Genomic DNA, 12,126 nt, shown 5'->3' on the forward strand with positions numbered 1-12,126 from the left:
CGCAAGCAAAGGTTGCGGCATCTCAGCGTGTCGCGTCCAGGGGAGTGGCGTCTTGCACATCGAACGACTCGAAATTTCCGGCTTCCGATGCTTCGGACCAAACCCTATCCCGATCCTTCTCGATCAAGGCTTGACCGCCTTCGTCGGTGTAAATGGTGCGGGAAAGACCGCTGTTATGCTTGCGCTTCAGCGGCTCTTCGGCGTTACGCCGGACCAGCGGCGGCTTCGGCGACAAGACTTCCATATCCCGGCTATGGAAGTGAGTCCGCCCAACGAGCGCCGGTTCACCATAGAGGCGGTTTTGGCCTTTCCGGAGCTCGACGATCCGCTCGCGGACGCGTCCGTCGTTCCTGAGTTCTTCTCTCAGATGGCGACGGATGACGGCGGAAGGATGAAATGCCGCTTGCGGATGGAGGCGGTCTGGACGGATGACGGCTCCATCGATGGGGCGATCGAACACACCTATCGCGCCGTTCGGACGATGGGCGCCTTTACGGACGCTGAGTGTTCGGACCTGAAACCCAAAGATAGAGCCAGAATCCAGCTCATTTATGTACCGGCCTCGCGGGACGGGATCTCGCAGGTGACGGCCTTTTTGCGTGGACGGTTGTGGCGGGCGATCAACTGGTCGGAAGGCACGCGGACCACGTTCGCTTCGGCGGGCTCCGCCCTGAATAACGCGTTCTCCGGCGAGCCGGCCGTAGACGCCGTGGTCGCAGCAGTCACCAAACGGTGGCAGCAGGTCCACACCGCAGGCACGGACACCACGCCAGTGTTTCGGCCTATCGATCTCCGGTTCGAACAATTCATCCGCAAGGCTGAGGTTTTGTTCCGCCCCGACGAGGCAGGGCGCGAACGTGGTCTCGATGAGTTGAGCGACGGCCAGCGATCTCTGTTCCACCTTGCCATGACCGCGGCGACGCTCGACGTAGAGTCGAACCTGGCGACGGATCCCCGCCCTGATGGATTTCAGCCCGGCGGCATCAGCGTTCCCGCCTTGACCCTGATCGCCGTCGAAGAGCCAGAAAACAACCTCGCGCCGTTCTATCTCTCCCGTATCGTCCGACAGATCCAGGAACTGACCGCAGGGTCACGGGCTCAAGCCATGCTCTCGAGCCATTCGCCAAGCATTCTGGCGCGGGTGAAGCCCGAGCAAGTCCGTCATTTCCGCCTCGACTCCAAGACCCGCGCCTGCCGCGTGAGGGGGATCCGATTGCCTCCGATCGCGGACGAGGCTTCGAAGTTCGTTCGCGAGGCGGTGCGTACCTACCCCGAGCTCTATTTTGCCCGTTTCGTGATCCTCGGCGAAGGCGCCTCCGAAGAGGTGGTGCTCCCGCGCCTCGCCGAGGCCCTTGGCCTGGACATCGATCGGTCTTTCGTGGCGGTGGTTCCCCTTGGGGGCCGCCACGTCAATCACCTGTGGCGGCTGCTTGTCGACCTGGACATTCCGCACGCGACTCTTCTGGATCTGGATTACGGTCGTGCGGGCGGGGGCTGGGGGCGCATCAAGACCGCCTGCGCGCAGCTGATGGACAACGGCGTTCGGCCTGACCAACTTTTCCAAAGCCCGAGCCCGGCGGGCTCTTCGGCCGATCTGGCGGCCTTCGACACCTTCGCCGCCGCCAACTGGACAGACATTCAGACGTGGGCGCGATCTCTTCGAAGGTTCAACGTCTTCTTCTGTGAGCCGCTGGATTTGGATTATTCGATGCTGATGGCATTGCAGGCCGCCTATTCGGCGCCAGAGCCCGGGCGTTCCGGACCGTCCCCGGCCGGGGAGCCGCGAGACGCCGTGTTGGGCGACGGCGGCATTCACGCCCTCTACGACTCTAGCCAGGACGGCCTGTTGCGCTGGTATCGTTATCTCTTTCTGGGGCGAGGCAAGCCAAGCACGCATGTGCGGGTTCTGAGCGGTCTCGACAGTCCGGCCCTCGCTTCGGCGGCTCCCGAGGAACTGAAGGCCTTGCTCGGCGCCGTCGCGGTCCAGCTCGATCCCCCACCGCCGGCTGCGCCCGGGACTCTGACCGTATCGCTAACATCATGACGTTACGGTTCACCGCGCCAGACGACTGGAGGCCGCGCGGAATCGATGCCCTCGAACCCGCCGCGTGGACCGCGCTCCGCCACCCGGGATCGACCTCGGTGGTTGCAGGCCCTGGCGCGGGCAAGACAGAGTTCCTCGCTCAGAAGGCGACCTATCTGCTGGAAACAGGCCTGTGCCGCCCGCCTTTCCAGATCCTGGCCATTTCCTTCAAGGGCGATGCCGCCGGCAATCTGGCGGACCGCGTCAAACAGCGATGCCCTGCGGAGTTTTCGGATCGGTTCACGTCGATCACGTTCGACGCCTTCACCAAGAACCTGGTCGACAGATTTCACACCGCAATTCCCGCAGAATGGCGCCCGACGAAGCCCTATGAGATTGCCTTCTGGGATTACAAATCGACCAACTATTGGCTCACTCGAGCACGGCTTGCGGCGCCGGAGTCATGGAAGGCCGAAATCGAGGAGATCGGTCCTTCGAGTTTCGAGGGTCGCACTGTGGGGGCCAGACGCATGCTCGTTCCCCACCCGGAACCGCGATCCGGGGCTGAGTTTGCGACGACACGGTGGTGGTCAGAGCAACGGGGTGCGGGAGATCCATCCAACCTGACTTTCGTCACGTTGAACCGCATGGCCGAGTTGCTTCTGAGATCAAATCCTCAGATCGCGAACGCACTCCGCGCGACCTATCCCTTCATCTTCGTCGACGAGTTTCAGGACACCACCTTCGCTCAGTATGACTTCCTCTATTCGGTCTTCAGGGGCAGCAGCGCCGTCATCACGGGTGTCGGAGACGACAAACAAAGGATCATGGGCTGGGCCGGCGCGAGACCAGACGCCTTCGCCCGATTGGAAGCAGACTTCCACGCTCTACGGGTGCCCCTGCTCTTCAACTTTCGTTCTTCACCGGATCTCGTCGCCATCCAGCATGTCGTCGCACGCGCCCTCGACCCATCGTCGCCACAGGTCTTGGCCAAGACAGGCAAACTTATCGATGGCGACGTGGCCCAGATTTGGAACAGCCCGACATGCGCTCAAGAAACGCGCCATCTCGCGACGTGGTTGGCTAGCGACATGACGCGGAGAGGACGTCGCCCACGCGACTATGCGATCCTCGTCAAGCAGAAGGCGGAGGCGGTGGACACCGAACTCCGCGCGCCGATGGCCGCGAGCGGCTTGCGTATTCGCAACGAAAGCGCGCTGGTCGGCAAAGTCCCGCTTCAGGACCTGCTGTCAGACAGCCTCTGCCGGCTCGTCGTCGCTGCGCTGAGGCTCGGATCGGTCCAGCGTTCGCCTGCGGCCTGGCAGTATCTATCCGCCGCTGTCTCGGCGCTGAGAGCGATCCCGCCCGGCGACGATGCTGCGGACGCCCGGGCTGAAGCCGCTCTGTCCCGTTTTCTGGCCGGGCTTAGGAAAGACATGACTGAAACCGCGCCTTCGGCGGAGGCGGCGGTTAACATCGCAGAGGCCGTGTTGACCTTCCTCGACCCCGCGGCCGTTCAAAGAACCTATGTTGAATATGGAGCAGGCAATCTTCTTGAGATCGTCGTTGAAGGGCTCCTGCAGCACCTGATGGCATCGGCTACCGGGGTATCGACCTGGTCCGAGTGCTTGGATGCCTTCGAAGGTCTCGATCAGATACCTTTGATGACCGTGCACAAGAGCAAGGGGCTTGAGTACGACACGATCGTCTTCATGGGTCTCGACGACCAAGCTTGGTGGGCGCACAAACCCGGCGACAAAGAGGGCCTCGCCGCGTTTTTCGTCGCTCTCTCCCGAGCGAAGCAGCGGGCCATCTTTGCGTTCTGCCAACAACGTGGCCAACGATCAAAGGTAGCCGAACTCTACGCGCTCCTAGGGCAGGCTGGCGTTCCGGAAATTGCCATCTAGACCCGACGCGCAGACGCCTAAACGACCGTTTGCGTCAGTTGCTCATAGCGTCCGAACCTCGGAGTCTGTGAGCATGCTGCGGTCTGGCGGTATTGTCAGACTGATTGCGGCCAAGTCTGTCGAAGCCGTTCGACCATGCCCGCGCGTCGGTCGGGCTCCAGGCGGTCGAGGTTCAACTGCTTCCAACGCACGGCGGGGAGGTCGGCGGCGTCGGGCAGGCCGATGAGGTCCCAGTCAGGCGCGCCGGCCTTGAACCCGATCAGGAATGCGCGGTGGGCCTCGGGCATGTCATCGACGACGGCAGTGATCAGGGCGGTGCGCGCCGCGATGAGGTCCTCAAGGTCCACCGGGTCTTCGGTCATCCCATAGAAGCCGCGTTCGAACTCCTGGGCCAGATCCTTGGGATTGGCGCGGAGCACCTCGGCCATGGGCCGGTGGTGGCTGGTCAGATAGATCACGAACGCCTGTCGCAGTGCCGGCGTGATCCCCTCGTTGGCCAGAAGGTCGCGGACATCGAACAGGTCGCGGGGATGCTGGCGATCCAGCGCCGCCATGATCTTGCCGGCGTAGAGATCCGCGTGGGAAACCATCCGGGCCTCCGCATAGCCGAAGCGCTCTTCCACTGCCGCTGAAACCGGACGGACCTCGGGCTCGAACACCACGCCGCGCAGGACCGGCGTCACCTCCACCTTGATCACCGCGCCGTCCGCGCGGACGAGCAGCTTGTCGATCACGGGCTGGGCTCCACCCTTGCCGCGCACGACGACAGACCCCGGCAGGGCGTGTTCGATTGCGTCGGCGATCCGCCTCAAGGCCGCGTCGATTGCGGCGAGCGATGTGTCCCGATCCTCGACCGGCAGATAGGTCAGGTCGATATCCACCGACAGCCGTGGGAGATCGCGGACGAAAAGATTGATCGCCGTGCCGCCCTTCAGGGCGAAGCAGGGTTCCTGGAACACGAGGGGGAGGGTTCGGACGAGGAGGCGGACCTGCCGGGCGTAGACGTCACTGACCGGCATCGAGCGACCTCGGCACGGTGATCTTGTAGGTCGGGTCCAGTCTGCCGCTCTTGGCGAGCACGCGGTTGCCGCTGCCCAGATCGATGGTGTTACGGTCCAGGGCTTTAAGCCACGCATGACCGTGCCGATCGGCGAAATAGAAGAAAAGGCGTTTGACCTTCACGCTCACGCAATCCTCGAGCAGACGCTGGAGACGTCGTGGGCTGAGGGTGGCCAGGGCGCCCATCAACTGGTCCGCCTGGTCGAAACTCTCATGATCGGGGAGTTCGTCCAGAAGTTCGAGGATGGCGCGCTCGGGCGTCGACTGGCGCAAGGGCCATTGCCAGTGGCCCAGGGGGTGTCCACCACTGCGGCGCGGGCCCAGTCCGCCAGGAGGCCGGTCTCGCTGGAGTCCTCGCCGAGCCGGGCGACCTCGAAGTATCGGGCGCTGCGGAACAGCTTCTGCGACGGATGATATTTGAACTCTACGTCCAGCGGCAGGTCGGCGAGCCAGGTCGGCGGGGTCTCGTCGCCATAGAGATGAACTTCCTTGCGGGCGGCAGGAAGGTAGTGGGCATAGCCCTGCAACTCGAGCGCGGTGCGGCCTCCGATCACAATGGAATAGTCGAGGAGGGCCTGGAGCGAGAGAACGGCTGTCGGCCAGTCGAGGGTTCCGCGCGGACGGCGGTAGACCCGGCGCGCAGTCCGTTCCAGTCGCCCCGAAGCGACGTATTTGGCACGGAGAGAATTGGGATAGCCGTTCTCGTTCATCCAGCCGGAATCGACCAGAAGGCCTTCCGGGAGGATACGTTCGAGCTTGTTTAGCTTTCCTAGCATTTGAACACTTATAGTGTCCTAATATGAAGATTGTCAAACATATTGGTTTGCCATTCGGCATATTGGAACACCATCAGTGTCTTAGTGCGCTCAAAGTCAAACTCTGGTGCGGGATTGATACCGGCGCGTCGCCCCGAGCTTAGGTCTTGGGACTGAAACGCTCACCAATCCGCTCTGCAGGCGCTCGAACCGGATCGTCGCTCAGATGCCAGCGCAGTCGGCCGACAAATAGCCAACACGTGCCAAGCGACGTGGCCTTCGGTTCGGCAGGAGCCTTGGAAAAAGAACGCCACGGAAACTGCTAGGGTTTGATCACTCACACCATTCTCCGGGTCTAAGCTCGCGTAACCATGTCGGCCGCATCGCGTCGGAACGGAGATAGGGTCTGTAAATCCTGCAGATTCACGGGGATGGCTCAGCGCGCTGAATCTCCTCGGCCACCGATCTTGTTGTGGCAAACGATGAGGTGGCAGCGGTGTGATCCTGCGACCAGAGGCCATCTGCTCGTCTTACCGGGGGAGAGGGAAGTCAAGCCACGCCGCCGAAACTCCTTTTCGGCGGGGACACCAGATCCCCGATCGACACGGCGATCATCAATGCGAGACCTGGGTAAAGGAGCCAGGCCGTCGGCCAGCCAAAGCTCGCCATCAGCAAGGCGGCCGCCAATACCAGCAGAGGTCCGACCATGCCGAGGATCATTCTTGACCATCGCCGATGACGCATCCCGCCGGCTACGTTGGCCGTCAACGCGATGACCGCGAACAGAGGGAGCAGGTAGCGGATGAAGACCCCTTCATACTGACTCAAGAACCCTAGACCCAAAGCCGCGGCCAAGCTGCCGAGTGCCGGAAAGCACGCCGCGCAGCCCATAGCCGCAACAATCGCGCCGACTACGCCCGCTTTGTCAGCCGCGCGGGTGATGGGTTCTTGGTCCGGCATGCTTTTCCTCGGTGAGCTGGAATATGGCGATCTGAGCCCAGCAAGTGTTGAGCGCGCTGGTGTCGATCCTCTCGGACAACCGAGTAGGGTCTGTAGTCCCTACAGATACAAGAGCGTTCTCGTCTTTGCAAAATCCGCCGAGTCGATTGCGTGACGTGGCGAGGCGAGGCTCGCCGTCATGGAACAGCGCCAGAGATCAGCCGCCAGAACCCTGGATGAGGCGGGATACAAAGGTCCGAACCTGAAAGCTGCGGGCGGGCAGGGGCCTAGTTACGGCGCCGGCCGGGTTGCGGCCTCGGAATCAAACAGGGCCTCCAGGATCGGGCAATCCGGCGTGGCCCCGTCGGCGCAGCGAGCGACCATATCGACCAGCACCTTTTCCATCTTCCTCAGGGCAGCCAGCTTTGAACGGACATCGCCCAGATGGGCGGCGGCGACCACGCGTGCCTCCGCGCACGGAAGATCGCGCTGCTCGGCCAGTTCAAGCAAATCCCTTATTTCATTCAGCGTGAACCCAAGCTCCCGCGCCCGGCGCACGAAATTCAGCCGGAGCAGATGGCCGCGGCCATAGAGGCGATGCCCACCCTCGCTGCGAGCAGGCGCGGGCATCAGGCCGATCTTCTCGTAATAGCGCACGGTTTCGATGTTGACCCCGGTCCGCCGGGACAACTCGCCGATAGGAAGCTGTGGGGCCGTATCCCGCAGGGCCGATTTGTCCATGAAGCGTTTTACCCCTTGTATCTGTAGTGACTACAGACCCTACCTTGTGTGTATCGACCCGTGAAGGCGTGAGGAGTGTCAATGGCAGACGGCAAGCAAGAACTCGGCGGACATCCGGCGCTTACCGACAAACCCAACGCTCGCGGGTGGCTTGCTGTCGGAGGACTTGCCGCCGCGATCGGCGCGACCTCCTGCTGCGTATTGCCCTTGGCCTTGTTCGCGCTCGGGATCAGCGGGGCGTGGATCGGCAATGTCACGGCGCTGGCCCCCTACCATCTTTATTTCGTGGCCGCCGCCGTGGTCTTGGTGAGCCTCGGCTTCTACCGGGTCTACCGTCAGCCGCAGGCCTCCTGCGACGAAGACGTGAACTGCACCCGGCCAGCCTCGACCCGCCTCGTCAAGATCGCGCTCTGGACGGCGACCCTGCTTGTCGCCCTCGCTCTTGCATTCCCCTATGTCGCGCCGCTGCTGATCGGCGCCTGATTATTTCCCGGAGACTTCGATCATGAGCCTTTCAATCCGCACCGCCCTCGTTTTCGCGGCGGCTCTCATGACCGCCGATGCCGCCCAAGCCGCCGAACGCACGGTGAGGCTCGACGTCAGCAATGTGTCCTGCGTGACGTGCGCGCCCATCGTCCGTCGCACCATCTCGCGCCTGCCCGGCGTTGAAGCGGTGACCGTCACCGTGACCTCGGGCGGGACTGGACAGGCCGTGGCGGTGGTGAGCTACGATGACGCTCGGGTGACGCCGGCCGCCTTGGCGCTCGCGTCGACCAGGGCCGGCTATCCTGCCCGTGTTCAGGCGCGCCGATAGAGGCTGCCGGCGTCCGGTTGTGACGCCTCGAGGCCGATATTCGACCAACTTTCGCGCGGCCAGTCTCCGCGTCAGCAGACGCTCGTGATGACATCCAGCTCTCGCCGCTATCCGACGCAAGCCGGGCAACGTCGGGTTTGACGTCGCCTTGTTCGCGGCAGAGTCTATTTAGAAGGATCCGGACCGTATGAGTGATTGTTGCACGCCCTCACGGGATATCGCCAAGACTTACGATCTCGTCGTGGTCGGGGCGGGGTCGGCCGGGTTCTCGGCCGCCATCACGGCGGCGGAACAGGGCGCTCGGGTCGCGCTCGTCGGAGACGGAACGATAGGCGGCACTTGCGTCAACGTCGGTTGCGTGCCGTCCAAGGCTCTGATCCGCGCCGTCGAACCCCTGCACCAGGCCCGGGCCGCGAGCCGCTTCGACGGCGTCCGGGCGTCGGCTGCCATCGCTGACTGGTCGGGGACGGTTCGCCAGAAGGACAGACTGGTCGACGACCTTCGCCAGGCAAAGTACGAGGACGTGCTGCAGGGTTATGACGCCATCACCTACCACGAAGGCGCGGCGAGACTCGTCGAGGGCGGCGTGGAGGTCGGCGGCGTCCGGCTGACTGCGGACAAGGTGATCATCGCGACCGGTTCACGTCCGGGGGTTCCAGCGATCCCCGGCATCGAATCCGTGCCTTATCTGACCAGCACGACCGCGCTCGAACTGGAGGCCCTGCCCCGATCGATGCTGGTGATCGGCGGCGGCTATATCGGGGTGGAACTGGCCCAGATGTTCAGCCGGGCGGGCGTCCACGTCACCATCGCCTGCCGCTCCCGGCTACTGCCTGAGGGGGAACCCGAAATCAGCCAGGCGCTGCAACGCTATCTCATGGACGAGGGCGTCACAGTCGTGGCGGGGGCAGTCTACGGGTCCATCGACCCGTCCGGCGAGGGCGTGGCGCTCAGCTTCACGCAGTCCGGTGGCCCCGGGGTGACCACCGCTGAGCATGTTCTGATCACAACGGGCCGGGTTCCCAACTCCGATGGGCTGGGGCTTCCCGAGATGGGGATCCAGATCTCGCCAACGGGAGGCATCTTCATCGACGACCGGATGCGCACGACGCGCGCGGGCGTCTATGCCGCAGGCGATGTCACCGGCACGGATCAGTTCGTCTATATGGCCGCCTACGGCGCGCGACTGGCTGCCCGGAACGCCCTGAACGGCGACACCCAAGTCTACGACAATCGCGCCATGCCGGCGGTCGTCTTCACGGATCCGCAGGTGGCGACGGTGGGACTGACGGAAGCCGCAGCCCGCGCGGCCGGTCACGATGTGCAGACCTCGATGATCACCCTTCATCACGTTCCTCGCGCGCTCGCGGCCAGGGACACGCGTGGGCTCATCAAGCTGGTGGCTGATCGCGGCACGCGGCGACTCCTCGGCGCGCACATTCTGGCGCCTGAAGGGGCGGACAGCATCCAGACGGCGGCGGTGGCCATCAAGTGCGGAATGACAGTGGAGCAGTTGGGCGACACGATCTTCCCCTACCTCACGACAGTCGAGGGCCTGAAGCTGGCCGCGCTGACGTTCAACAAGGACGTCAGCAAACTCTCTTGCTGCGCCGGTTGAGGGGCACGACCGGATGCTTTCCACTTCGCCACTTGTCGGGTTGGCGAAGCCAGTCGTCCAATGTTTCCTTCAGGTCTTGGGACTGAATCGCTCACCAATCCGCTCTGCAAGCGCCCGAACCGGATCGTCGCTCAGATGGGCATACCGTTCCGTGGCGCGACTGTTGGCGTGTCCCAGCGCTTTGCCGATCATCGGGAGACTGGCCCCGTCCGCCAGGGCGAAGCTTGCGAAACTGTGGCGCAGGTCGTGGATGCGGACGCCTTCCAGCTTGGCTTTCGGGAGCACCTTGTCGCGCCAGATCTTGGACTCGGAGGTCGCATATCCGTTGTCGCCCTTGGTGGCCGGAAAGACAAACTGGCTTCGACCGCGGGTCTTGTAGAGACGCTGCAGGATTCCGAAGGCCATGTCGTTGAGCGAGATCCGACGATCCCCCGTGCGACCGCCCGCCTTGGTGCGGCTCGGCGGTAGCACGAGCCGGCGCCGGTCAAAGTCGACCTCCGTCCACCGCAGGCCCGCGATCTCGTTGCGGCGCGCGCCTGTCAGAAGCAGAAGCCGATAGACCGCGCCCTGCCGTTCGGAGATCGTCGCATCCGCCTCCAGGGCGTCGAGTGCGGCGATCAAATCCTGAGCCTGGGACTCGGACAGGAAGCGTTCGACCGCCGGTCGGAGCTTTCGTTCGACCTTGGCGCAGGGGTTCGGGCCGGCGAAATGCCCCTTGTCGATCGCCCAGTTGAAGGTCGCGCGCAGGGTGGAATAGGTGCGGTCAGCGATGCCTGCCCCGCCCTTGACGATGGACCGACCACGGAGTTTGGTCTTCACATCCTTGGCGGTCTTCCCGGCCGTGATCGATCGGATCATCCCGGTGATGTGGTCGCGGGTGACCGTATCAAGCGCCATCTTCCCAAGCAGGGGCACGACGTGGCGCTCGAGGTTCGTCCGGTCCATGGCCCATGACGAATCCCGTTTGGTCGGTTTGTCGTCCGGCCCCTTCTCCAGATAAAGCTCGACCAGGCCTTTGACGGTGAGGCCCTCGATGCGCCTGCGGGCTTCGCCGGGATCGATGCCGCGCCGCGCATCGACCACCACCGACGCCGCCTCCTTGCGAGCCCGATCCGCCGTGAGCTTGTCCGGCCCATCCCCATGCTCGCCGAGCGTCAGCCAGCGCTGGATCCCGCGGACCCGATATTTGATGGCGAACATCCTTCGGACAGGCTTGGCGGCATGGCCCTGTCCGGTTTCGGTCCCAGGATAGATCCGGAGGCAGAAGCCTGCGATCTCGCTGTCCCAGATTCGACCCTCGCCGGTCTCCGGAACGGGCGCGCTCTCAACCACGCGCTTGGTGAGTTTTTGCTTCGTCATGGTGATAGAAATATACGCTCATTTCCGAGCCACCGCTACCACTCCGCTACCAACTCAAGTGAAACCGGGCGAAACGCTCCGTAACCGGATAAACAAGAAAATCTATGTAAAACAATATGCAAAGCTGATTTTTGGAACGTCCTGAAAAGCCCGGAAATGTTGATCCCCAACATTGCCAAGGTTGGGGTCGAGAGTTCGAATCTCTTCGCCCGCTCCAGTCGAACCGAAGGCCCGATCCGCAAGGATCGGGCTTTTCTGTTTTCAGGCTCAGGCCTCATTTTCTGTCTACGCCCCGGGCGGCGTGAGTTTGCCAAGGTTGGGGTCGAGAGTTCGAATCTCTTCGCCCGCTCCAGTCGAACCGAAGGCCCGATCCGCAAGGATCGGGCTTTTCTGTTTTCAGGCTCAGGCCTCTTTTTCTGTCTACGCCCCGGGCGGCGTGAGTTTGCCAAGGTTGGGGTCGAGAGTTCGAATCTCTTCGCCCGCTCCAGTCGAACCGAAGGCCCGATCCACAAGGATCGGGCTTTTCTGTTTTCAGGCCTCAGCCTTCAGATCCTAGCGGTCCCGGCGGCGTTTGACCTCGACGCGGCGTCGGTCCAGCGCGTCGCGGATCACGAGATACAGCAGGCCTGCCACGGCGACGCCGACCACCAGATACATCACATAGATCATGAGCCGCCCCCCGACCGGCGCTGACAACGCCGTTCTTCCGGAAGTGAGCGCCCGAAAGGGACGGGCGTCAATGATTCCGGAGGTTGCGATTTGGCGGGGTGGGTACGGAGGGCCCGGTGCTGGAACACCAGGCCCTCCCGATCTCGAAAGACCGGCCGTTCCCCCGAACGGCAAATGGGGACAGAGGTCGCCCGTGGGTCAAACGCCACCGATCGCCGTTCGCCTCAAGTGAATTGTCCGCA

The 12,126-nt window shown here is 63.3% G+C and carries 11 protein-coding genes; 5 read left to right on the forward strand and 6 right to left on the reverse strand.

The features are described 5' to 3' along the window. The first annotated feature begins 52 nt into the window (after positions 1–52). Both ACW172_RS09255 and ACW172_RS09260 read left to right on the forward strand, forming a co-directional pair. Entirely contained in the window at positions 53–2,044 is a 1,992-nt protein-coding gene (locus ACW172_RS09255) for an ATP-dependent nuclease (RefSeq protein ID WP_314122444.1), read from the forward strand. Beyond that, a complete protein-coding gene (locus ACW172_RS09260; RefSeq protein ID WP_314122443.1) occupies positions 2,041–3,930 on the forward strand; it encodes a UvrD-helicase domain-containing protein in 1,890 nt (629 codons plus the stop codon). The genes ACW172_RS09255 and ACW172_RS09260 overlap by 4 nt, the downstream gene beginning before the upstream one ends. Positions 3,931–4,025: 95 nt before the next feature. Here the strand turns inward: ACW172_RS09260 and ACW172_RS09265 are convergent, their stop codons facing one another. The 5 genes from ACW172_RS09265 to ACW172_RS09285 all read right to left on the reverse strand — a co-directional run bounded on the left by ACW172_RS09265 (position 4,026) and on the right by ACW172_RS09285 (position 7,424). Further along, on the reverse strand, positions 4,026–4,889 hold the full coding sequence (locus ACW172_RS09265; RefSeq protein WP_476070165.1) for a nucleotidyl transferase AbiEii/AbiGii toxin family protein: 864 nt from the start codon (positions 4,887–4,889) through the stop codon (positions 4,026–4,028). A gap of 46 nt (positions 4,890–4,935) precedes the next feature. Next, entirely contained in the window at positions 4,936–5,262 is a 327-nt protein-coding gene (locus tag ACW172_RS09270) for a type IV toxin-antitoxin system AbiEi family antitoxin domain-containing protein (RefSeq protein ID WP_492034763.1), read from the reverse strand. After that, positions 5,175–5,765 (reverse strand): AbiEi antitoxin N-terminal domain-containing protein, encoded by a 591-nt coding sequence (locus tag ACW172_RS09275; protein WP_492034764.1) that lies wholly within the window; start codon positions 5,763–5,765, stop codon positions 5,175–5,177. The genes ACW172_RS09270 and ACW172_RS09275 overlap by 88 nt, the downstream gene beginning before the upstream one ends. A 528-nt stretch (positions 5,766–6,293) precedes the next feature. After that, positions 6,294–6,704 carry an organomercurial transporter MerC gene (merC, locus tag ACW172_RS09280; protein WP_287928162.1) on the reverse strand — a complete coding sequence of 137 codons (411 nt, stop codon included), beginning with the start codon at positions 6,702–6,704 and terminating at the stop codon, positions 6,294–6,296. Positions 6,705–6,974: 270 nt separating this feature from the next. Further along, complete coding sequence (locus ACW172_RS09285; RefSeq protein WP_088582493.1) at positions 6,975–7,424, reverse strand: MerR family transcriptional regulator; 450 nt, start codon at positions 7,422–7,424, stop codon at positions 6,975–6,977. A gap of 81 nt (positions 7,425–7,505) precedes the next feature. Between ACW172_RS09285 and ACW172_RS09290 the strand changes: the two genes are divergently transcribed. The 3 genes from ACW172_RS09290 (at position 7,506) to merA (ending at position 9,856) form a co-directional block, all read left to right on the forward strand. Continuing rightward, positions 7,506–7,907, forward strand: a complete 402-nt coding sequence (locus ACW172_RS09290) for a mercuric transporter MerT family protein (protein ID WP_205678540.1) — start codon at positions 7,506–7,508, stop codon at positions 7,905–7,907. Between the two features lie 22 nt (positions 7,908–7,929). After that, positions 7,930–8,238 carry a heavy-metal-associated domain-containing protein gene (locus ACW172_RS09295; protein ID WP_492034765.1) on the forward strand — a complete coding sequence of 103 codons (309 nt, stop codon included), beginning with the start codon at positions 7,930–7,932 and terminating at the stop codon, positions 8,236–8,238. A gap of 187 nt (positions 8,239–8,425) precedes the next feature. Further along, positions 8,426–9,856 carry a mercury(II) reductase gene (gene merA / locus ACW172_RS09300; RefSeq protein WP_088582490.1) on the forward strand — a complete coding sequence of 477 codons (1,431 nt, stop codon included), beginning with the start codon at positions 8,426–8,428 and terminating at the stop codon, positions 9,854–9,856. Between the two features lie 69 nt (positions 9,857–9,925). On the opposite strand, the gene ACW172_RS09305 is transcribed toward merA, so the two are convergent. Beyond that, positions 9,926–11,215, reverse strand: a complete 1,290-nt coding sequence (locus ACW172_RS09305; protein WP_088582489.1) for a tyrosine-type recombinase/integrase — start codon at positions 11,213–11,215, stop codon at positions 9,926–9,928. Between the last annotated feature and the right edge of the window lie 911 nt (positions 11,216–12,126).

It is taken from the genome of Brevundimonas sp. ALps5, assembly GCF_058681645.1.

Coding starts and splice junctions, on each gene's coding strand:
- ACW172_RS09260 (WP_314122443.1), top strand. CDS start 2,041: ATGACGTTACGGTTCACCGCGCCAGACGACTGGAGGCCGCGCGGAATC.
- ACW172_RS09275 (WP_492034764.1), bottom strand. CDS start 5,765: ATGCTAGGAAAGCTAAACAAGCTCGAACGTATCCTCCCGGAAGGCCTT.
- merC (WP_287928162.1), bottom strand. CDS start 6,704: ATGCCGGACCAAGAACCCATCACCCGCGCGGCTGACAAAGCGGGCGTA.
- ACW172_RS09285 (WP_088582493.1), bottom strand. CDS start 7,424: ATGGACAAATCGGCCCTGCGGGATACGGCCCCACAGCTTCCTATCGGC.
- ACW172_RS09290 (WP_205678540.1), top strand. CDS start 7,506: ATGGCAGACGGCAAGCAAGAACTCGGCGGACATCCGGCGCTTACCGAC.
- ACW172_RS09295 (WP_492034765.1), top strand. CDS start 7,930: ATGAGCCTTTCAATCCGCACCGCCCTCGTTTTCGCGGCGGCTCTCATG.
- merA (WP_088582490.1), top strand. CDS start 8,426: ATGAGTGATTGTTGCACGCCCTCACGGGATATCGCCAAGACTTACGAT.
- ACW172_RS09305 (WP_088582489.1), bottom strand. CDS start 11,215: ATGACGAAGCAAAAACTCACCAAGCGCGTGGTTGAGAGCGCGCCCGTT.